23 protein-coding genes are annotated in these 20416 nt (G+C 76.1%); 8 read left to right on the top strand and 15 right to left on the bottom strand.

Going from position 1 to position 20416, the window contains the following annotated elements; all coding sequences use genetic code 11:
• Positions 1–9: 9 nt before the first annotated feature.
• The 3 genes from CAE01nite_RS06625 to CAE01nite_RS06615 all read right to left on the bottom strand — a co-directional run bounded on the left by CAE01nite_RS06625 (position 10) and on the right by CAE01nite_RS06615 (position 2141).
• Entirely contained in the window at positions 10–429 is a 420-nt protein-coding gene (locus CAE01nite_RS06625) for a ChaB family protein (RefSeq protein WP_146901765.1), read from the bottom strand.
• Between the two features lie 105 nt (positions 430–534).
• The gene (locus CAE01nite_RS06620) at positions 535–1851 is read right to left on the bottom strand and encodes an erythromycin esterase family protein (RefSeq protein WP_146901762.1); all 1317 of its coding nucleotides are present in this window, start codon (positions 1849–1851) and stop codon (positions 535–537) included.
• A 74-nt stretch (positions 1852–1925) separates the two neighbouring features.
• Positions 1926–2141 carry a hypothetical protein gene (locus CAE01nite_RS06615; protein ID WP_146901759.1) on the bottom strand — a complete coding sequence of 72 codons (216 nt, stop codon included), beginning with the start codon at positions 2139–2141 and terminating at the stop codon, positions 1926–1928.
• Positions 2142–2490: 349 nt separating this feature from the next.
• Between CAE01nite_RS06615 and CAE01nite_RS06610 the strand changes: the two genes are divergently transcribed.
• Positions 2491–3666, top strand: a complete 1176-nt coding sequence (locus CAE01nite_RS06610) for a TerC family protein (protein ID WP_246131045.1) — start codon at positions 2491–2493, stop codon at positions 3664–3666.
• A gap of 25 nt (positions 3667–3691) precedes the next feature.
• Here the strand turns inward: CAE01nite_RS06610 and CAE01nite_RS18745 are convergent, their stop codons facing one another.
• Positions 3692–4705 (bottom strand): LysR substrate-binding domain-containing protein, encoded by a 1014-nt coding sequence (locus CAE01nite_RS18745; RefSeq protein ID WP_146901754.1) that lies wholly within the window; start codon positions 4703–4705, stop codon positions 3692–3694.
• Positions 4706–4951: 246 nt separating this feature from the next.
• On the opposite strand from CAE01nite_RS18745, the gene CAE01nite_RS06600 reads away from it, so the two are divergent.
• Positions 4952–5326, top strand: coding sequence for a DUF5997 family protein (locus CAE01nite_RS06600; protein WP_146901830.1), 375 nt, complete (start codon positions 4952–4954; stop codon positions 5324–5326).
• A 19-nt stretch (positions 5327–5345) separates the two neighbouring features.
• Here CAE01nite_RS06600 and CAE01nite_RS06595 read toward each other — a convergent pair whose 3' ends face one another.
• Positions 5346–7145, bottom strand: coding sequence for a thiamine pyrophosphate-requiring protein (locus CAE01nite_RS06595; RefSeq protein WP_146901751.1), 1800 nt, complete (start codon positions 7143–7145; stop codon positions 5346–5348).
• A 238-nt stretch (positions 7146–7383) separates the two neighbouring features.
• The gene (locus tag CAE01nite_RS06590) at positions 7384–8265 is read right to left on the bottom strand and encodes an LLM class flavin-dependent oxidoreductase (protein WP_146901748.1); all 882 of its coding nucleotides are present in this window, start codon (positions 8263–8265) and stop codon (positions 7384–7386) included.
• A gap of 208 nt (positions 8266–8473) precedes the next feature.
• Between CAE01nite_RS06590 and CAE01nite_RS06585 the strand changes: the two genes are divergently transcribed.
• Together CAE01nite_RS06585 and CAE01nite_RS06580 are read left to right on the top strand one after the other, a co-directional pair.
• Positions 8474–9187: a copper homeostasis protein CutC gene (locus CAE01nite_RS06585; protein ID WP_146901827.1), complete on the top strand. Its 714-nt coding sequence runs from the start codon at positions 8474–8476 to the stop codon at positions 9185–9187.
• A gap of 136 nt (positions 9188–9323) precedes the next feature.
• Positions 9324–9839 carry a mycothiol transferase gene (locus CAE01nite_RS06580; protein ID WP_146901745.1) on the top strand — a complete coding sequence of 172 codons (516 nt, stop codon included), beginning with the start codon at positions 9324–9326 and terminating at the stop codon, positions 9837–9839.
• Positions 9840–9914: 75 nt separating this feature from the next.
• Here CAE01nite_RS06580 and CAE01nite_RS06575 read toward each other — a convergent pair whose 3' ends face one another.
• Entirely contained in the window at positions 9915–10190 is a 276-nt protein-coding gene (locus CAE01nite_RS06575) for a hypothetical protein (protein WP_146901742.1), read from the bottom strand.
• A gap of 158 nt (positions 10191–10348) precedes the next feature.
• Here CAE01nite_RS06575 and CAE01nite_RS06570 point away from each other — a divergent pair, with 158 nt between their 5' ends.
• Positions 10349–11359, top strand: coding sequence for a sigma-70 family RNA polymerase sigma factor (locus tag CAE01nite_RS06570; RefSeq protein ID WP_146901739.1), 1011 nt, complete (start codon positions 10349–10351; stop codon positions 11357–11359).
• Positions 11360–11771: 412 nt separating this feature from the next.
• Here CAE01nite_RS06570 and CAE01nite_RS06565 read toward each other — a convergent pair whose 3' ends face one another.
• From CAE01nite_RS06565 to CAE01nite_RS06550, 7 genes are all read right to left on the bottom strand, one after another.
• Positions 11772–12515, bottom strand: a complete 744-nt coding sequence (locus CAE01nite_RS06565; protein ID WP_146901736.1) for an MBL fold metallo-hydrolase — start codon at positions 12513–12515, stop codon at positions 11772–11774.
• A 79-nt stretch (positions 12516–12594) separates the two neighbouring features.
• Entirely contained in the window at positions 12595–13584 is a 990-nt protein-coding gene (locus CAE01nite_RS06560; protein ID WP_146901733.1) for a D-hexose-6-phosphate mutarotase, read from the bottom strand.
• Positions 13581–13748, bottom strand: coding sequence for a hypothetical protein (locus tag CAE01nite_RS18065; RefSeq protein ID WP_186816448.1), 168 nt, complete (start codon positions 13746–13748; stop codon positions 13581–13583). The genes CAE01nite_RS06560 and CAE01nite_RS18065 overlap by 4 nt, the downstream gene beginning before the upstream one ends.
• A gap of 154 nt (positions 13749–13902) precedes the next feature.
• Positions 13903–15339 carry an MFS transporter gene (locus CAE01nite_RS06555; protein WP_222595842.1) on the bottom strand — a complete coding sequence of 479 codons (1437 nt, stop codon included), beginning with the start codon at positions 15337–15339 and terminating at the stop codon, positions 13903–13905.
• A gap of 109 nt (positions 15340–15448) precedes the next feature.
• The gene (locus tag CAE01nite_RS18060; protein WP_186816447.1) at positions 15449–15619 is read right to left on the bottom strand and encodes a hypothetical protein; all 171 of its coding nucleotides are present in this window, start codon (positions 15617–15619) and stop codon (positions 15449–15451) included.
• Positions 15616–15768, bottom strand: a complete 153-nt coding sequence (locus CAE01nite_RS18055; protein WP_186816446.1) for a hypothetical protein — start codon at positions 15766–15768, stop codon at positions 15616–15618. The genes CAE01nite_RS18060 and CAE01nite_RS18055 overlap by 4 nt, the downstream gene beginning before the upstream one ends.
• A 41-nt stretch (positions 15769–15809) precedes the next feature.
• Positions 15810–17945 (bottom strand): thioredoxin domain-containing protein, encoded by a 2136-nt coding sequence (locus CAE01nite_RS06550; RefSeq protein WP_146901730.1) that lies wholly within the window; start codon positions 17943–17945, stop codon positions 15810–15812.
• Positions 17946–18105: 160 nt separating this feature from the next.
• On the opposite strand from CAE01nite_RS06550, the gene CAE01nite_RS06545 reads away from it, so the two are divergent.
• From CAE01nite_RS06545 to CAE01nite_RS06535, 3 genes are all read left to right on the top strand, one after another.
• Positions 18106–18579: a hypothetical protein gene (locus CAE01nite_RS06545; protein WP_246131044.1), complete on the top strand. Its 474-nt coding sequence runs from the start codon at positions 18106–18108 to the stop codon at positions 18577–18579.
• Between the two features lie 93 nt (positions 18580–18672).
• A complete protein-coding gene (locus tag CAE01nite_RS06540) occupies positions 18673–19593 on the top strand; it encodes an SDR family oxidoreductase (protein WP_146901727.1) in 921 nt (306 codons plus the stop codon).
• A gap of 41 nt (positions 19594–19634) precedes the next feature.
• On the top strand, positions 19635–19838 hold the full coding sequence (locus CAE01nite_RS06535) for a hypothetical protein (RefSeq protein WP_146901725.1): 204 nt from the start codon (positions 19635–19637) through the stop codon (positions 19836–19838).
• Between the two features lie 50 nt (positions 19839–19888).
• Here CAE01nite_RS06535 and CAE01nite_RS06530 read toward each other — a convergent pair whose 3' ends face one another.
• Positions 19889–20377: a hypothetical protein gene (locus CAE01nite_RS06530; protein WP_146901722.1), complete on the bottom strand. Its 489-nt coding sequence runs from the start codon at positions 20375–20377 to the stop codon at positions 19889–19891.
• Positions 20378–20416 lie beyond the last annotated feature (39 nt).

The following is a 20416-nucleotide window of genomic DNA, read 5'->3' as shown; positions in this document are numbered from 1 at the left end:
GGCGTCCGGTCAGGACCGCGCGCGGCGGGTCTGCCGGTCGTTCTCCTTGCCGATGGCCACCACGAGCTCCTCCTTGGACATCGTCGAGCGTCCGGCGACGCCCAGCCGCTTGGCGAGCTCGTAGAGGTGCTTCTTGGAGGCGTTGGCGTCCACCCCGCCCGCGGTCGGGCGGTCGGTGCCGGCGCCGCCCTCCGCCTGCGCGTCCGAGGGACCCTTGTGGTCCTTCGGCTCCCAGTGGTCGCCCACCTTCTCGTGCGTGTGCTTGAGCGCCGAGAAGGCCACCCGGTACGCCCGCTCCTCGTCGCCGTACTCCTCGGCGGCGGAGTCGTGCGCCTTGGCGAAGGTCCGCTGCGCCTTGTCGTCCGAGCGCTGCAGGGTGCTGGGCAGCTCGCTCTGGCGCACGGTGCCCTTCTTCGTGGTCTTCGGCATGGCGTCCTCCGTGTCGCGGTCGGTCGGGGTGTTCCGGGTCGTCCCGGGTCCTGCCGGGTCGATGCTGCCGGGCCGGCGTTGCCGGCCGGTGCTGCCGGCCCGGTGCTACTGGCCCACGGGCCAGGTCTCCAGCTCGCCGCCGGGCGTCCCGGCGTCGCCGAGCGGCGTCAGCGCGCGGGTGTCGCCGAACCAGCAGAACGCGTCGTAGCGCCGCCCCAGGACGGTCGGCACGTAGTTGCCCCACTGCTCCGACGCGGGGTCGTAGACGACGCCGATGGCGCGGTGCGCGCGCCGCTCGGTCATCCAGGCCGGCGGGTCCGGCGGGACGACGAACAGCGCGGAGCCCGCGTCCACGGCCTCGTGGATGGCCGCCTCGACCGACCCGGGACGCGCCGGCGGGACCGTCATCACCCGCGCCGGATCGCCCCACGCGCCCGCCGCGACCACGGTGCCGCGGTGCGCGCCGAAGCCCACGATGACGACGTCGTCCTCGCCGTGGCGCTCGCGGGCCAGCTGGCCGACGTTGACCATCCCGCCGCGCGCCATGTCGGTGTACCGGGCGTCCCCGACGTGGGTGTTGTGCTCCCAGACGACGGCCCGGATGTCGGCGGCGTCGACCTCGTCGCGGGCCGCGTGGTGGCCCACGAGCCGGTCGAGGGTGTCGGCCATGTGCCCGTCGCGCACGTTCCACGACGACGGCCCCCCGGTGATCATCGCCCGGTAGTACGCCTCGGCCCCGGCGGCCACCACCGCGTTCTGCTCGACGTCGAGCTGCTCGTCGCGGGTGGACGGCACCGCGTCGCCGTCGGTGAGGCCGCGCAGCGCGTGCAGCATCACCAGCACCGGGTCCTCGCAGCTGGTCGGCACGAGGTGGGTCGCCAGCGCGTACGCCTGAGGGTCCTCGGCGTACGGCTCGAAGCACCGGAACGCGGCCGTGGCCGCCGCGACGTGCTCGGGCTCGTGCTCGACCAGGTAGTCCAGGATCGCCCGCAGGGAGTCCCACAGGCTGTACACGTCCAGCCCGAAGAACCCGACCCGGCGGTCCTCGGGCAGTCCGGCGTTGTGCCGGCGCAGCCACCGGGTGAAGCGCACGACGTCCTGGTTGGCCCACATCCACGTCGGCCAGCGGTCGAAGCCGGCCAGCACCGTGGCCGGGTCCGTGGGGGCGTCCGGCGCGAGCGTCACCGACCGGTGCACCGCCCAGCAGTCCGGCCAGTCGCCCTCGACGGCGACGAACGAGAAGCCCTTCTCCGCCACCAGGCGCCGGGTGAGCGCGGCGCGCCACGCGTAGAACTCGTGTGTCCCGTGCGACGCCTCGCCCAGGAGGACGAACCGCGCGTCACCGATCCGCCGCAGCAGCGGGTCCAGGTCGGACGTCGCGTCGAGGGGGAGGGCCAGCCGGCGGATGTCGTCGTCGTCCATCGCGCTCTCCGGTGCTCGCCGGGGTGGTGCGGCCGGGCCGGTGCCGGTCCGGTCCGCGGGTGGTGGCTGCGGTGTCAGTCCGGCCGGCCGGCCAGGCCCATCGGCAGGAACCAGGCACCGCACGCCGCCAGCAGGCCGGCGGTGAACAGCAGCGGCGACCCGGTGTCGAAGGAGATGGCCATGAGGTAGAAGCCGCCGAGGAAGAGCGCCAGGCAGAAGAGGTACAGGACCGCGCTGCCCGCGCGCCCCGGCGGGACGTCCTTGAGGTCGTCGTGCTGGTGAGAGGCCATGAGGGCGGTCCTTCGCTGGTCGGGTGCTCGAGGCGGTCCGCCGGCGCCGCGTGCGTGGCGGCGACGTCCGGCCGCGGACGGCACCACGCTGGCAGCGCGCCGGTCCGGACGCAAATCGCAGCCCGCCCGGGTCACGAGGCGGCGCGGAGCGGGCGGCCGCCGGACCCGGTGCCCGTGCCCACGCCGCGGACCTGCACGGCGGCGACCGCGGGCGCTGACTACTCTGGGCGCCTGTGAGTGCCGCCGCGGCGCCGCACCTCGGTCGCAAGGCCCCGGTTCGGGCAGCGGCGTCGACGACGGCGCGCCGGGCACCGTCCTGCCACTCATCCCTATCGGAACGGAGCTGTCGGTGGACGTACCCCTCGGCGTCTGGATCGCCACGGTCGCGCTGATCGCGGGCCTGCTCGCCTTCGACTTCTTCTTCCACGTGCGCAAGGCGCACGTGCCCACGGTGAAGGAGGCGGCCCGCTGGTCGGCGCTGTACATCAGCATCGCCCTGCTGTTCGGGGTCGGCGTGCTGATCTTCGGCGGCCCGACGATGGCCACGGAGTACTACGCCGGGTACATCACCGAGGAGGCGCTCTCGGTCGACAACCTGTTCGTCTTCCTCATCATCATGACGAGCTTCCGGGTGCCGAAGGCCGACCAGCAGAAGGTGCTGCTGTTCGGGATCGTGGTGTCGCTGATCGCCCGCACCGGGTTCATCTTCCTCGGCGCCGCGCTGATCAACTCCTTCGCCTGGGTCTTCTACCTCTTCGGCCTGATCCTCCTCATCACCGCCGGCAACCTGCTCAAGCCGGAGAGCGAGGAGAGCCACACCGCGGAGAACGTCGTCATCCGCATCGCCCGGAAGCTCTTCAACACCAGCGACAAGTACGACGGCGACAAGCTGTTCACCGAGATCGACGGCAAGCGGGTCATGACCCCGATGCTGCTCGTCATGGTCGCCATCGGCGGCACGGACCTGCTCTTCGCGCTGGACTCCATCCCGGCGATCTTCGGGCTGACGCAGAACGTGTACATCGTGTTCACCGCGACGGTCTTCTCGCTCATGGGCCTGCGGCAGCTGTACTTCCTCATCAACGGGCTGCTCGACCGGCTCATCTACCTGTCGTTCGGGCTCGCCGCGATCCTGGCGTTCATCGGCGTGAAGCTGATCCTGCACGCGCTGCACGAGAACACGATCCCGCTGATCAACGACGGCGAGCACGTCCCGGTCTACGAGGTCACGACGGGGCAGTCGCTGGCGGTCATCGTCGGCTCGCTGGTGATCACCATCGTGGCCTCGCTCGTCAGCCCGAAGGGCAAGGCGCAGCACACCGCGTCCAAGATCAAGCACCACGCCCAGGAGTACCTCGAGGGCAATGGCGACCTGGGTCCGGCCGAGCGCGACGCGATCTACGCCTCCATGGTGCAGGAGGAGGCCGCGCTGCAGGCGATGCCGACCCGGTTCCGTGAGGAGTACGAGGACCGCGAGCTCAAGGAGCTCCTGGGCCGCGTGCACGAGGCGCACACCGTCCGCTGACGGCGCCGCGTCGACGGGCATCGCGTCAGCGGGGCCGGCCGCCTCTGCCCCGGCGGCCGGCCCCGCCGCCACGGGCCGCACCGCCGCCGCGGCCGCCCGCACCGCGGGCGCCGCCCGTGCGTCCGGTCCCGCCCCGACCAGCGGCCGAGGCCCCGCCCTGCGGCGCCCGGCCGGACCGGGCGCCGCCGGAGCGGCCCGCAGCCGCTCCGGACGCACCGCCCGACGCACCGCCCGAGGCACCGCCAGGTCCGCCCCGGCGATCGGCGGGTCCGGCCGGTCCGGACGCGGCGCCCGCCGCCAAGGGCCCGCGGGAGCTGTCGACCGTGCGCCCGCGCACGATGCCGATCAGCTCCTCGACGAGCTCCGGTGCGTGGTCGGTGACCCAGGCGAGCGCGACGGTCGACGTCGGCGCGTCACCCAGCGGGCGGTACGTCAGGTCGCGGCGGTGGTGCAGCCGCGCCAGCGACTGCGGGACCACGAGCACCCCGACACCCGCGGCGACGAGCTCGACGGCCTGCGCGGTCGTCGCGGGCGCCGGCAGGGCACTGGCCTCGCCCGGCCGGTCCGGCCACGGCACGACGTCGTCGTCCGGCACGAGGAGGACCTCCTCGGCGAGGTCCGCCGGGGACAGCTCGTCGGCGGCGGTCAGGACGTGGTCGCCCGGGACCACGACCACGGTCGTCTCGGTGTAGAGCGGGATCGCGCTGAGGTCCGTGCGGTCGACCGGCAGCCGGACCAGCCCGGCGTCCGCGTCACCGGCCCGCAGGCGCCGCTCGGCCTCGTCGGGTCCGGCGTGGACGAGGGTCACCGGCAGGTGCGGCAGTCGCTCCTCCCACACCCGCAGCCACTTCGCCGGGCTGACGCCGGGGACGACCAGCAGCCGGAGCCCCGGACCAGGCGTGTCCGCCGGTGCCGCCGCCTCGGCCGGCGACCCGGCGGCCGCTGGTGCCGGGGTGGCGTCGTCGCCGGACGGCGGCGCCGCCGGCAGGTCCGCCGGGTCGTCGTCGGGTGCGAGCGGTCCCGGGTCGTCGTGCGGCATGTCGCCCCCTGTCGTCCGCCTGCCCGCCGACCTGCCCGCCGCCTGGCCCGCGCGGCGTCTGCCGGGGCAGGCCGGGACGAGCCGGTGGCAGGTGGATCGACGGGTCGACGGCACGTCGTCGGCAGGTCGTCGGCGGGTCGCCGGCACTGCCTGCGCGCCAGGGTACCGGGCGGGGCGGTGCGTATCCTGGCGCCCGTGACGTCACCGGAGAACGCCCCCCGCCCGACCGCCCGCAAGCCGCAGACGATGAAGCCGGCGACCGCGGCGGCCAAGCTCGGCGTCTACCTGCCGGCCACGCCCGAGGAGTTCCAGGAGGGCCTCGTCACCCGCGAGCAGCTCAACGAGCTGCAGCGCACGCCGCCGCCGTGGCTCGAGGACCTGCGCCGCAACGGCCCGCACCCGCGGTCCGTCGTCGCCGCGCGCCTGCGCGTGTCCACCAGCGGGCTGGCTCGGCACGGGCTGACGGACCCGCTGACCACCGCGCAGATCGAGGCGATCATCGCCGACCCGCCCCCGTGGCTGTCGCTGGAGAGGGCGAGCCTGGCCGAGGTCAAGCGCGAGGAGCGACGGGTCAAGGAGCGCGACGCCCAGCGGCGCGCCGGCTCCGCGCCGCCCGCCTGAGCCCGGCGCGCCCGTCGGGTCAGGTCGCCGGCGGCCGCTCGGTCTCCTGCGCGTGCTGGCGGACGAGCTGGGCCGTGGCCGGGGCGCCGTCGGGCTCCTGGTCCAGGCCCCGCCGCATCCCGTCGACCGTGTCGGACGTCCGCCGCGGTGGCAGCAGCGGCGTGCGGCGGTCCACCACGGCCTCGACGACGCACGGCCGGTCCGCGGTCAGCGCGGCGTCCCAGGCCGCGGCGACGTCGGCCGGGTCGTCGACGCGGATCCCGCGCAGGCCCAGCAGCTCGGCGTAGCCCGCGTAGGGGAACGACGGGACGGTCTGGGAGGCGGGGAACCGCGGGTCGCCCTCCATCTCCCGCTGCTCCCAGGACACCTCGGCGAGGTCGCCGTTGTGCAGGACCAGCACGACGAAGCGCGGGTCCGCCCAGTCCCGCCACCGGTGCGCGACCGTGATGAGCTCCGACAGCCCGTTCATCTGCATCGCGCCGTCCCCGGCCAGCGCCACCACCGGCCGGTCCGGGTGCAGCAGCTTGGCGGCGATCCCGTACGGCATGGCCGACCCCATGGACGCCAGGGTGCTCGACAGGTGCGCCGGCACCCCGGTCGGCAGGCGCAGGAACCGCGCGTACCAGTACACGACCGAGCCGACGTCGACGGACACCTGCGCGTCGGCCGGCAGCCGGGCGGACAGCTCGTGCACCACGAGCTGGGGGTTGAGCGGGTCGGCGGGCTGGTGGGCACGCTCGTCGGCGATGGCGCGCCACGTGCGCACGCCCTGCTCGACGGTGTCGCGCCAGCCGGACCGGCGTCCGGGGCCGTCGTCCGGGAGGAGCGTCAGCAGCGCGCGCAGGGTCTCGGCGGAGTCGCCGGCGAGCCCGACCTCGACGGGGTACTTGGCGCCGAGGTTGCGGGCCGCCAGGTCGACCTGCACGGTCCGGGCCTGCCCCGGCTCGGGGTAGAACTCCGTCCACGGGTCGCTGCTGCCCACGATGAGCAGCGTGTCGCAGCCGGCCAGCAGGTCCGCCGACGCCGTCGTGCCCAGGTGCCCCATCACGCCGCAGTGGTGGGGCAGGGACTCGTCCAGCAGCGGCTTGCCCAGCAGGGACGTCGTGATGCCGGCGCCGAGCCGGTCGGCCACCGCCAGCACCTCGTCGACCGCGGACGCGGCGCCCTGACCGACGAGCAGGGCCACCCGCTCCCCGGACGACAGCACCTCGGCGGCGCGCGCCAGGTCGTCGTCCTGGGGCAGGACCCGGGGGCGGCCGACCACGGCGGCCGTCTGCACCACGCCGTGCGACTGCGGCAGGCTCTCCGGCAGCTCGGCGCGCTGGACGTCGTGGGTGATGATGACGCACGTCGGGCTCGAGGTCGCCAGCGCCGTGCGGATCGCGTTGTCGATCACCAGCGGCAGCTGCTCGGGGGTGGTGACGGTCTGGACGTACTGCCCGCAGACGTCCTTGAACAGGGTCGGCAGGTCGACCTCCTGCAGGTAGCCGCTGCCGAGCGCCGTCGCCACGACCTGCCCGACGATGGCGACGACCGGCCTGCGGTCGAGCTTGGCGTCGTAGAGGCCGGTCAGCAGGTGCACCGCGCCGGGACCCTGGGTCGCCAGGCAGACGCCGAGCCCACCGGAGTACTTGGCGTGCCCGGTCGCCATGAACGCGGCCATCTCCTCGTGCCGCGCGGTGACCAGCTCGATGTCGTCCTGCGCGCGGTGCAGCGCGGCGAGGATCGGGTCGATGCCGTCGCCTGCGTACCCGAACACGCGGTGCACGCCCCAGTCCCGCAGTCGGGCGACGAGCCCGTCCGCGACCGTCGTCGTCATCGTCCGGCCACCGCGGGCGTCGCCTGCGTCATGTCGCTGCCTCCTGGCGTCGTCGGGCACCGGCGGGACGACGGCGCCCGCGCGGGGTACGAACCCGCCCATCGTGGGCGGCGGAGGCGGGCGGCGCATCCGCGGCCGACGACGCGGTCCTCCACGCGCCCGGGCGGGTCGGCCGACGGCCGACGGCCGGCGGCCAGCGGCCCGCGGCCGGCGGCCCGCGGTCCCGCGCTCGGTGCGGTCAGGGACGGGGGGCGGCGCGCGGGGGACCGGCCGCGATCCGGTCGACCATCGCGGTACCCGGCCACGGGCCGCCGTCGGTGTACCCGAAGCGCCACGGGTGCACCGCCTCCACCCACCAGGTCGCGCCGGCCTCGGCGTGGGCGCCGGTGACCTCACCGCCCGCGCCGGCGTCGCTCTCCCCGGGCACGGCGACGTCGAAGCCGTCCAGGAACCCGCGGTGCCGGCGCACGAGCGCCGCGACCCCGGCCGTGTCGGACGGCTCCCACCGACCGTCCAGGCGCATGGGGACGACGCCGTCCCACCGGGCGGCGCGGCGCAGCGGGCGCGCACCGGTCGGCCAGGTTCCCCCCACCCAGACGGGGACCCTCGGGCGCTGCACCGGCGGCGGGTGGTGCAGGGCGCCCCACCCGTCCGGACCGGCCAGCCGGTAGTGCGTCCCCTCGTGCCGCACGGGCTCGGCGGTCCACAGGGCGGTGAGCACCTCCAGCGCCTCGTCGAGCATCGCGCCGCGCACGACGGGGTCCGGCTCCTCCCCGCCGTACTCCCACTCGAACGGCATGGACCCCAGGCCCACCCCGAGCGTGACCCGACCGCCGGACAGGTGGTCGAGCGTCACCACCTGCCGCGCCAGGTCGACCGGACGGCGCCGGGGGAGCGGGGTGACCAGCGTCCCCAGCCGCAGGCGACGGGTGCGCGTCGCCGCCACCGTGAGGGCGATCCACGGGTCGACGAGGTCGACCGGACCGGGCGGGAAGGCCAGCGTGTGGTCCCACAGGAAGAACCCGTCCCACCCGGCGGCCTCGGCCGTGGCGGCGGCGTCGCCGACCGCCGCGGCGTCCAGCCCGACGCCGAAGTTCGGCATGCTGACCGCGTAGCGCACCGTCCGCACCTCCTGCCTTCCCCTCGGCCGCGTCTGCGTGCATCCACGCGCCGGCGACGTCCGCGCACGTGGCCGCGCGGGACCCGGACCCACCGTGGCACAGCTGCGTCGACGCCACGGGCTGTCCGTGCCCGGGTGGTGCGCCGACTCGACGCTCGCCGGGCGCCGGACGCCCGGCTACGGTGCGGTCGGACGAGGGGAGGCCGCCGTGGTCGACGTGGAGATCGCCGTGCAGGACCTCGCAGGCGTGCGGATCGCCCGCGACGCGGGCGCCGACCGGGTGGAGCTGTGCATCGGCCTGGTCACCGGTGGCCTGACGCCGCCGATCGGGCTGGTGGAGGCCGCGGTCGAGACGGGCCTGCCGGTGCACCCGCTCATCCGCACACGCCCGGGTGGCTTCGTCGTGGACGACGTCGAGCTGGACGTCCAGGTCCGCGACGTCCGCGCCGTCGCCCGGGCGGGTGCCGCCGGCGTCGTGGTGGGCGCTCTGACGGCGGCCGGTGAGGTGGACGACGACGCCGTGCGACGTCTGGTGGACGCGGCCGGCGGGCTGCCGGTCACCTACCACCGTGCCCTGGACGTCGTCACCGACCGCCGCCGGGCGCTGGACCGGCTCGCGGCGCTGGGCGTGACCCGGGTGCTCACCTCCGGCGGCGCCGCGCGCGCGGGCGACGGCACCGGCGAGATCGCCGCCCTGGTCCGGCACGCCGCCGGGCTCGGCGGCGGGGTGCAGCTGATGGCGGGCGGCGGTGTGCGGGTCGCCGACATCCCGGCGCTGGTCGCCGCGGGCGTGCACGCCGTCCACCTGTCGGCGCGCCGTCCGGCGCACGACCCGGGCGCGACGGGTCCCGGCGGCGGCGCCGCGGGGTACGACGTCACGGACGAGGCGACGGTGCGGGCCGCGGTGGCCGCCGCCCGGTAGCACCGACGCCCCGCCGCGCCGGGTCGCGCTGCGCGGGCCACCATGGGGACGACCCCGCGGGGGACCGCCCGACGTCGCCCGAGCGGCCGCCGCAGCCCTGCGCGAGGCGAGGGTGCGCCCCGAGAGAGGACTCGTGATGCTCGCTGCCGAGACGCTGGCCGACGCCTTCGGGCGCGTGCGGGACGTGGTGCGATCCGCCGTCGACGGGCTGGCCCCCGACGACCTGACCCGGGCACCTGCCGACGGCACGAACCCGATCGGGTGGCTCGTGTGGCACCTGACCCGGATCCAGGACGACCACCTGGCCGACGCCTTCGACGGCGACCAGGTGTGGACGTCGCAGGGCTGGGCGGACCGCTTCGGGCTGCCGCTGGACCCGTCCGACACGGGCTACGGCCACAGCGCCGACGAGGTGGCGTCCGTCCGGGTGCCCTCGGCCGAGCTCCTGCTGGCGTACCACGAGGCGGTCCACGCGCAGACCGCGGAGTACCTGTCGTCGCTGCTCGACGAGGACCTCGACCGGGTGGTCGACACGTCCTGGGACCCGCCGGTGACGCTCGGCGTCCGGCTCGTCAGCGTGATCAGCGACGACCTCCAGCATGCGGGGCAGGCGGCCTACGCGCGCGGGATGCTGCGGCGCGCCGCGGGCTGACCGGGCCTCGGTGCCTCCGTCGCCCCGTGGGCCGCGCGTGCGGCGCGGAGGCGTCCGGCGCTCGGGCGGGCGGCGTCACAGCGTTGCCCGCCGGTCGGCGGAGACCCCGACCGGGACGGTCGACGTCGCCCACCCACCCACGTCGGTGCAGCCCTGCGCGCAGTACGTGCCGCACGCCGGGCACACCCAGACCAGGTGCCGGCGCTCGATCGTGCACGTGCACGTCACCGACCGCTGGGTGGGCCGGCCGGGTCCGTCGGTCGTCCACCGGTGGCCCTTGGGGCACCGGCTCGGCGGGATGAGCTCGTAGCCGCGCGGCGTCCGCCGCCACCGCGACCAGTCGACCTCCATTCGAACAAGTGTACGAACAGGTGCGCGGTGCGCGAACCGGCGAGGAATCCGGCGGCGGGTGGTTGTGGGGCGCGTGGCAGCGCTGCCAGGATCGGACGGACGGCGGCGGGTGGACCGCAGCCCGTCCCCCCCAGAGCCCCGCGGTCGAGGAGAGTCACGTGACGAGCACCGCCACCACGGAGGTCCGGTCCCGGCCGGCGGTCCCAGCCGACGTGCAGCAGCAGATCGAGCACCACCGGCGCGAGCTGACCGGCTTCTGCTACCGCATGCTCGGGTCGGCGTCCGACGCCGAGGACGCGGTCCAGGAGGTCATGGTCCGCGCATGGCGCGGCGTGGACCGCTTCGACGGCCGCTCGTCGCTGCGCTCCTGGCTGTACCGCATCGCCACCAACGTCTGCTTCGACGCCCTCAGCGGGCGCCGGCGTCGGGCGATGCCGATGGACCTGTCGCCGGGCGCGTCGGCGCCGGTGATCGACTCGCTCGGGTCGCCGCTGTCCGAGCGGACCTGGGTCGGTCCCGTGCCGGACGGCAGGATCATGCCGGAGACCGCCGACCCGGCGGAGCTGGCCGTGGCGCGGGAGTCCGTCCGGCTCGCGTTCGTCGCCGCCCTGCAGCACCTGCCCCCGCGCCAGCGGGCCGTGCTGATCCTGCGCGAGGTGCTGCGCTGGTCGGCGGAGGAGACCAGCGAGCTGCTGGGCTCGACCGTTGCCTCGGTGAACAGCGCCCTGCAGCGCGCCCGGGCGACGCTGGCCGCGACCCGGCTCGGGGAGGCCGGCGACGCGCCGGACCCGCTCGACGACGCGCACGCCGCCCTGCTGGCGCGCTACGTCGAGGCGTTCGAGGCCTACGACATCGACGCGCTGGTGGCCCTGCTGCACGAGGACGCCACGCAGTCCATGCCGCCGTGGCCGCTGTGGCTGCGCGGCCCCCAGGACATCGGGGAGTGGCACCTGGGCCCGGGGTACGCCTGCCGCGACTCGGTGATGGTGCCCGTGCTGGCGAACGGGTCACCCGCCTTCGCGCAGTACAAGCCCACCGGGGTCGGTGGCCGGCGGGAGCCGTGGGCCATCCACCTGCTCGAGGTCCGCGACGGCCGGATCACGAGCATCACCAACTTCGTCGGCGCGGCGCTGTTCGCGCAGTTCGGGCTGCCGGACCACCTCGACTGACCCCTCGGCACCGCCCGCTCCTGATCCCGACGCCCGGGCCGGGGTGGGGCTCGCCCGGGGCAGCACGGCGCCCAGCCCGGTCAGGTCCAGGAGGGCGCACAGGTCCGGCGAGGCGTGCTCCAGCACGAGGCGCGCACCGGCTCGTCGCACCGCGAGCTGCACGCGGGCCAGGCCGTCCAGCGTCGCGCAGTCCGCGGTGACCTCACCGACGTCGGCCAGCACGACCAGTGCGCACGTGGCCCTGATCCGCTCGGAGACGCGGGCGATCAGCGCCGTGCGGTCGGCGTGCAGCACGGCGTCGTCCAGGCGCAGCTCGATCGGGTGTGGAGGCCTCACGCCGGGGTGGACCTGCCGGCGGTCCGCGACTCATCGCCGGGGCGCCGCCACCACCCGCATCAGGTGCGACGCGGCCTCAGTGCCCGCCGCGCTCGCGTGCCAGCTCGACCGCCGTCGCGACGCCGGCCGTCCACGGCTCGCCGTGGCCCGGCAGGACGGTGCCCGCCCCGGTGGCCGCGAGCCGGTCCAGGGACGCGAGCGCCTGGGCGCTGTCCGCGGTCGCCGCGCCGGCCACGATCTGCGGCCCGGTGCGCCCGGTGTACGGGTCGAGCGTCACCAGGGCGTCCCCGCTGATGACCGCGTCGCGGCCGGGCAGGTGCAGGGCGACGTGCCCGTAGGTGTGGCCGGGGGTGGGGACGACCCGGGGCCGTCCCGGCAGGAGCGCCTGCTCCTCGCCGGCGTAGGCCTGGAGCCCCTCCACCCCCGGCACCCGCCAGGCACCCGCGCGGGTCATCGCGGCCAGGATCCGGGCGCCGCCGGGGTAGCGGACCGGGTAGAGGGCCCGCGGGTTCTCGTGGGCGTAGCGGTACGGGTGCGCGGCGATGAAGAAGTCCTCGGGGTGCGCCAGGATCGGCACGCCCAGGCGCTCCTGCAGCCGCGCGGCCGTGCCGGTGTGGTCGAAGTGCGCGTGCGTGAGCGCGACGGCGACGACGTCGTCGGCCCGGCGCCCGAGCTCGCGCAGGGCCTGGGCGATCAGTCCCCACGTCCGGGGCAGCCCGGTGTCCACGAGCAGGACCCGGCCCTCCTCCTCGACGAGGTAGAGGTTGACGTGCGCGTGGTCGATCCGGTGCACCCGGTCGGCGACCTCGGTGGTGATCATGGCGCTCCTGCGTGCTGGGCGTGCGGGCGTCGGCGCCCGCCACGCTAGCCCGGCGCGGGGGCGGCTGCGCGGCGGTGCGCTACGCGGCCGGGCCGGCCAGACGCACCGCCAGGGTGGCCGTCATGGTGTGGCTCCCGCCGGGCTCCAGGGTGACCGCGTCGTCCCCGGTGTTGGCCGTCTCCACGCAGACCATGCGCGTCCACTCGTCGTCGCCGAGGTCCGCCAGGGCCGCCGCCTTCTCGGCCCACGGGTTCCACAGCACGGTCGTGGCCGAGCCGTCCTTGCCGACCACGACGCTGCGCCCGCCGGCCGGGTCCTCGACCACGGCCGTCTCGCGCGTGCCGAGGTAGACCCGGTCCGTCTCGCCGGTCACGCGCACGGGCTCCGACGCCCCCTGGACCACCTCGCCTCCGGCCACCTTGTCCCGGTAGGCGGTCCTCTCGAGCCCGCCGACCACGGCCGTGCGGATGTCCCCGATCGCCAGGTAGGTGTGCAGCGCCTCCTCGAAGGTGACGGGCCCGGTCCCGGTGCCGGTGACCTCCAGCTCCAGGCGCAGGGTCGCACCGACCGTGACGCGGTACGTCGCACGGAACGGGTGCGGCCAGGCGCCGGCGCGGGTCTGCGGCGAGTCCTCCAGGCCCAGCTCGACCACGACGTCGTCCCCGGCCTCCCGGGCGCCCAGCAGGCGCCACGGCAGCACGCGGGCGAACCCGTGCGACGGTGCGGTGGCGTCGGTCGGGTGAGGGCCGAACCAGGGGAAGCAGATGGGGACGCCGCCGCGGATGGCCGTCCCGTCGGCGAACCGGCTGCGCGCGCTGAGGAACAGCACGTCCTCGGCGTCGGTGGGGTGCCAGCGCGTCACGTGGGCGCCCTGCAGGTAGATCTCCGCACGTCCGGTCGGTGCGGTCACCGTGAGGCGGTCCAGACCGCCCTCGCCGGGACCGAGGACCACCGACGCCGGCAGGTCCGGTGGGCCGGACGGCACGCGACCGTCCCCGTCGCCGGAGCCGGCCGGGGAGCCGGTCCCGGAGCCGGTGCCCGCGGGCGTGCCGGCGTCGGCGGAGGTCACTCGGCGTCCACCCCGGACTCGGGGTCCGTCACGGCCTCGGGGTCCTCCTCGGGCTCGAACGTGGAGGGCTCACCGGCGCCGATGCCCGCACCCGTCTCGGGGTTCGGGACCTCGCCGCTGGGGTTCCGGTCGTCGCCGGTGGACTCGCTCTGGGTGGACGTCATGGTCGGCCCTCCTGTGGTCTCTCGCGTGGCACGGGCGGCGTCGCCCGTGTGCGCCAGCGTGCCGCCCAGCCCTCGCACCGGCAAGGCGGACGGCGGCGGCCGGACGGCGGCGGTCCCGCGACCCTCGCCGACGCGGCGACCCCTCCTGCGGTGCTCAGTCCTCGAGGACCGCGCCGCGGCGCTCGGGGAGCAGGGCGGACCCGGCGGCCGCGACCACGAACACGGTCGCGAAGACGGCGAACAGGAGCCCCGTGCCGCCCTGGTCGCGCAGCAGCGGCACGCTGAGCGGGGCCAGGATCGAGGCCAGCCGCCCGAACGCGGCCGCGGAGCCGGCTCCGGTGCCGCGCAGCCGGGTGGGGTAGAGCTCGGGGGTGACGGCGTACAGCGCGCCCCACGCGCCGAGGTTGAAGAACGACAGCAGCATCCCGGCGAGGAGCACCTGCGTGCTGCCGTCCGCCTGGGAGAACAGCCCGGCGGAGGCCGCCGAGCCGAGCAGGAACGTCACCAGGGTCGGACGCCGCCCCCACGTCTCGACGAGCACCGCGGACACCGCGTACCCGGGCAGCTGGGCGAGGGTGATGACCAGCGTGTACTCGAACGACCGGACCAGCGAGAAGCCGGAGTCGAACAGCAGCGTGGGCAGCCAGATGAAGGCGCCGTAGTAGGCGAAGTTCACCGCGAACCAGACGACCCACAGGGTCGCGGTGCGGCCCCGCAGCCGGGCGGAGAAGAGCTCCGCCGGTCGGGGCGCCGCCACGGCAGGGGTCTCGGTCAGCGTGGCGACCGGCCCCGGGTCGGGCGCGGTGCGGGCGTCGGCCCCGGCCGGCGCGCCGGCGGGGACGGTCCCGTGCGCGCCGGGTGCGACCGCCGTGGCGGAGCCGCTGCCGGTGCCGGGCGTGCGCCCACGCGCCCGCGACGACGCCGCGGCCGACGCCTCGAACTGCTGGACGACGGCCTCGGCCTCGGCGTGCCGGCCGCGGGCCTCGAGGAAGCGGACGGACTCCGGCAGCCCGCGCCGGACGTACACCGCGTACAGCGCGGGCAGGGCGCCGATCGCGAGCGCCCAGCGCCAGCCGCCATCGGCCGGGACCACGAGGTAGCCGACGACCGCCGACAGGGTCCAGCCGACGGCCCAGAACGCCTCCAGGGCGACGACGACCCGGCCGCGGATCCGCGGCGGCGCGAACTCGCTGACCAGGGTGGAGGCGACCGGCAGCTCCGCGCCGAGGCCCAGCCCGACGACGAAGCGCAGGGCGATCAGGACGCCCACGGACCACGACAGCGCGGACGCGCCGGTCGCCAGCCCGTAGACGAGCAGCGTCAGCGCGAACACCTGCCGGCGGCCCAGGCGGTCCGCCAGCAGCCCGCCCAGGCTCGCGCCGACCGCCATGCCGAGGAATCCCGCGGAGGCGACCCACGACAGCTGTCCGGGGCTCGCGTCCCACTGGACGGCGAGCGCCGCGATGACGAACGAGATCAGGCCGACGTCCATGGCGTCGAACGCCCAGCCCAGGCCGGAGCCGACCAGGAGACGACGGTGCCGGCCGGTGAACGGCAGGCCGTCGAGACGTTCGGTGCGCGTGGGCGGCACGGGGTTCCCTCTCCTCGGGCGACCGTGGCCCGCCGACGGCGGCACGGGGCACGGCAGCGCGACGGCGCACGCTGCTGCGTGGCCGCCGCACCCTACCCGGGCGGCCGCGTCAGGACTGCGACGCGTCCCCCGGAGCGGAGTACCCCGCCTCGGCGCCGTCGTTGTCCGACCCGGGCGTGGGCTCGCCGCCGCCCTCCGGCAGCTCACCCCTGGACGCGGCGTCCGCCGGCAGGTCCGCGTGCTGCTCGTCGGCGGTGCCCTCCCCGCCCTGGACGCTCACGGGCGCTCCGCCTCGAGCTCGAAGCCGGCGCCGTCGATCGAGTCCTGGCGGTCGGTCAGACCCAGGTCGTCGTTCTCCGGCTCCGCCCAGGCGGCCTCCGGGTCCTCGGCGGGGGAGTCGGGGATGGGGGTGGAGGTGTCCTCGCTCATCGTCGTCCTGTCGGTCGAGGGGTTCTCGGGCGCCTGCGACGCTACGCCGGCGGGACGACGGCGCCACTCGAGCCGGCCACCCACGGCGAGCCACCGGCCGGCCCGGCTCCCTCCGCGAGCTGGGCGGTCAGCTCACCGGGGTCGGTGGTGGGCCGGCGGCAGACGAACCCGCGGCACACGTAGGCGGCCGGGCGGCCGTCCACCAGCGGCCGGTCGTGCAGCAGCGCCGGGACGTCCCCGTCCGGTCCCGCGCCGGCGGTGCCGTGGGCGATCACCAGGCCCGGCGCGGGGCTGGCCCACGCCGCCGCGAGGAGGGCGCGGGTGGCGTCGTCGTCCGGGGGGCCGACGACGGCCACCTCCCGCGGCCCGTCGACCACGGCCTCCGCGACCGCCAGCGCCCAGCCGGCAGCACGGGGGTACCGGGTCGCCAGCTGCAGCGGCACGCGCAGCGCGCCCTCGGCCGCCTCGCGGTGCTCCAGGGAGCCGGTCAGCGCACCGAGGGTCAGCAGCGCCCCGGCCGCCGCTGCCTGACCCGACGGGGTCGGCCCGTCGGCGGGGTCCTGCGGGCGGCGGATGCGGGCCAGGACCGAGTCCGTCTCGTCGTCCGAGGTGTCGAAGAACCCGCCGGCCCCGTCGCCGAAGTGGTCGAGCACCGTGCGCAGCAGGGCGGCGGCGTGCGTGGACCACTGCGGGTCCCCGGTGACCGACCACAGCGCGAGCAGGCCCTCCGCGACGTCCGCGTAGTCCTCGAGCACCCCCGCCGACGTGCCCGCCACGCCGCCGCGCGACGTCCGCACGAGCCGCGAGCCGGGGTCGGCGTCGCTGCCCGGGCGCAGGTGCAGGCTCGTCAGCAGGTGGGCCGCGTCGGTGGCCGCCGTCACCCAGTCCGGGCGGTCGAGCAGCGCGCCCGCCTCCGCGAGCGCCGCGATCGCCAGGCCGTTCCACGCCGAGACCACCTTGTCGTCCAGACCGGGACGGGGCCGGTCCTCGCGGGCGGCCGCCAGGCGCTCGCGGACCACGGAGCAGCGCTCGGGGTCCGGCGGGTCGGCGAGGAGCTGCAGCACGGAGCTGCCGTGCTCAAAGGTCCCCTCGGCCGTCACACCCCAGACCGAGGCCGCCCAGGCGCCGTCGTCCGCCCCGAGGACCTGGGCGAGCTGGGCCGGGGTCCAGACGTAGAACGCGCCCTCGCGCCCCTCGCTGTCGGCGTCCAGCGCCGAGGCGAAGCCGCCCTGCGGGGTGCGCAGCTCACGCAGCATCCACCCGGCGGTCTCGGTGACCACCCGGTGGGCCAGCGCCGAGCCGTCCGCGCGCCACCAGTGCGCGTACACGCGCAGCAGCAGGGCGTTGTCGTAGAGCATCTTCTCGAAGTGCGGGACGGTCCACGACGCGTCGACCGAGTACCGCGCGAAGCCTCCGCCGAGCTGGTCGTACATCCCGCCGCGGGCCATCGCCTCCAGGGTCCTGCGAGCCATCGCCAGGGCGTCGTCGTCCCCGGTGCGCGCGTGGTGGCGCAGCAGCCACTCCAGCACCATCGACGGCGGGAACTTGGGCGCGCCGCCGAACCCGCCGCGCCGCGCGTCGTACCCCTGGGCGAGGGCCTCCACCGTCGCGGCGAGCACCGAGGGCTCCACGCCGCCGGCCTCCGGTCCCGCCACGGCTCCCGCAGGCGCGACGGGGCGCCGCTCGGCGAGCGCCTGCCTGATGTGCTCGGCGCTGGCGTCGACCTCGGCCCGCCGCGTCGTCCAGGCCCCGGCCATCGCCGCCAGGACCTGGGGGAACGAGGGCATGCCCTGGACGGGCCGGGGCGGGAAGTACGTGCCGCAGTAGAACGGGTCGCCGTCGGGGGTGGCGAAGACGGTCATCGGCCAGCCCCCGGCGCCGGTCATCGCCTGGGTGGCGTCCATGTAGATCGCGTCGACGTCCGGCCGCTCCTCGCGGTCGACCTTGACGTTGACGAAGTGCTCGTTCATGAAGGCCGCCGTCGCCTCGTCCTCGAAGGACTCGTGCGCCATGACGTGGCACCAGTGGCACGCGGCGTAGCCGGTCGACACGAGCAGCGGCACGTCGCGGCGGCGGGCCTCCGCGAACGCCTCCTCGCCCCACTCGAACCAGTCGACGGGGTTCTCGGCGTGCTGGTGCAGGTAGGGGCTGGTGCTCCCCGCCAGTCGATTGCTCACCCACCCACTGTGGCGCGACGCCGCGACGACGGCGATCCGGCCGGGCTCGGCACGGTCAGGGGCGGCCACCCGGGTGGACCCGGGCCGCTCGGCCCGGCCGAGCGGCGGTCGGCGCACCCGCTGCCCGGCCCACCCTCGTCGTCTCGTAGGGTCTCGTCGCATGCGCGCAGAAGGAGGGTCGGACCCGCGAGGCGAGGTCGGGACAGGTCTCCCCGCCGAGACGCCCCCGGTGCCGGTCGACGCCGCCGACGGCTCCCGCGACCTCCCCGGCCTGACAGCGTGCTCGCTGTGCTCGGGGGAGACGCTGGGCACCGCCGACCCGTTGCCCGGCGGGCAGCCCGAGCGGCTGAACCGGCTCTCCGGAGCGGGTGTGGCCCGGGTGACGTTCGTGGAGTGCCTGGACGAGTGCGAGCGCGGTGACGTCGTCGTCGCCCGTCCGAGCGGGCACCGCCGCCGCGCCGGGGTCGGGCCGGTCTGGTTCGAACGGCTGGCCGGCGACGGCGCGACCGGGGAGCTCGAGACCTGGCTCCGCGCCGGCGGGCCCGGCACCGCGCCGTCGGCGGCGCTCCGCGCGATGGTCATGGAGCGGTCGGTCGCCGCCGCCGAGCCGCACCCTGGCACGCAGAGCGCCTGAGTCGGGCCCGCGCGCCGACCGCGTGCGCGAAGCGGGGGCCGATCGCACACTGGCCCGGACATCGAGCACCATCACTTCCCCCGGGGGGACCCTGTGGCCGGCGACGACACCGACACCACCAGCAGCGACCAGCTGACGTCCCAGGACCCGGTCAGCCGGTACCCCAGCATCAGCCCGCCCGAGCAGGAGCAGGACGCGCCCGGCCTGCAGGCGACCGTGACCCCCAAGCCGGACATCGGCGAGCTCTCCTACCGCGGCACCGGGCGGCTGCAGGGCCGCAGGGCGCTGGTGTCCGGTGGGGACTCCGGGATCGGCGCCGCGGTCGCCGTCGCGTTCGCCCGCGAGGGCGCCGACGTCGCGATCACCTACCTGCCCGCCGAGGAGGAGGACGCCGCCACGGTGGCGCGCATCGTCACCGAGGCCGGCCGCCGGGCGGTGCAGATCCCCGGCGACCTCACCGACCCCCAGTTCTGCACCGAGGTGGTCGAGCGCGCCGTGGCCGAGCTCGGCGGCCTGGACGTCCTGGTCAACAACGCTGCGAAGCAGGTGGCCACCCAGAGCCTGGAGGAGATCACCGACGAGCAGCTGGAGCAGACGTTCCAGACCAACATCCTGGCGATGTTCCGCGTCACCCGGGCAGCCCTGAAGCACCTCGCGCCCGGGTCCGCGGTGATCAACACGACGTCGGTCCAGGCGTACGAGCCCTCGCCGACGCTGCTGGACTACGCGACGACGAAGGCCGCGATCAACGCCTTCACCAAGGGCCTCGCCCAGCAGCTGGCGAGCCGGGGGATCCGGGTCAACGCCGTCGCGCCGGGGCCGATCTGGACGCCGCTGCAGCCGTCGGGGGGCACGCCGACGGAAGATCTTCCGGAGTTCGGCCAGAGCGTCCCGCTGGGCCGCGCCGGGCAGCCGACGGAGGTGGCGCCGGCCTACGTGTTCCTCGCGTCGTCGGAGTCCAGCTACGTGCTGGGGGAGACCCTCAACGTCAACGGCGGCTCGCCGACCCCCTGACGACCGACCAGGCCGGACCCGGCCGGAGAAGGAGGTGTGCGGTGGCCCAGGACGTCTCGCCCTTCGACCCGCGCCCGCCGCGCCGGCGACGGCGGCAGCGGGCGGTCGGTGGGGCGGCGGCCCTGCTCGCCGTGCTCGGGCTGGCCGTCGCGACCTGGGCGCTGGGCAACAGCGACGGCGTGATCCAGCCGACCAACCCCACGCCGTCGGACATCGCCCCGGCGCCCGACACGGACGGCGGCTGACGCCCGCCGCGAACCGGGTCGTCGGGTGTGTGCGGCCGGTGCCTCGGTGCCTACGCGAGCCACGACGGCGGCGGAGGCGGCGCCGTCCGGCCGGGCGGAGGCGGCGCCGCGGGGTCCGCCGGAGGTGGTGGCGGCGGGTACGCCGGTGCCGCGCCACCCGGCGGCGGGGGCGGCGGCGTGTGCGCCGACGGGCCGCCGCCCTGCGCCGCGGGGCCACCGCCCTGCGCCGCGGGGCCACCGCTCTGCGCCGCGGGGCCACCGCCCGGTGGTGGCGGCGGAGCGGTGTGCAGGGTGAGGCCGTGGATCGCACCGCGGGCCTCGAGGTCGCGCAGCGCCCCGAGCACGCGGGCGCGCTCCACCTCGGGGGTTGGACGCCCCTGGGCGTCGAGGAAGGCCAGGACGCCCAGGTCCCGCAGGTACCGCTCGGCGTCCGCCCCCGCGGAGCCGCCGGGCGTGCCGAGACCGGAGCCGGCCAGCGCGGTGTCGACCTTCGCGGTCAGGTCGTTGGCGGCAGCCTTCGCCTTGTCGAGAAACCCCATGACTCCTCCTCACGGCGGTCATGCACGCACGAGCCGGCC

The organism is Cellulomonas aerilata (genome assembly GCF_007991755.1).
In the GTDB taxonomy this organism is placed as follows: domain Bacteria; phylum Actinomycetota; class Actinomycetes; order Actinomycetales; family Cellulomonadaceae; genus Pengzhenrongella; species Pengzhenrongella aerilata.
The sequence above is the reverse complement of the archived record's forward strand: the minus strand, read 5'-3'. Positions and strand labels throughout refer to the sequence as shown.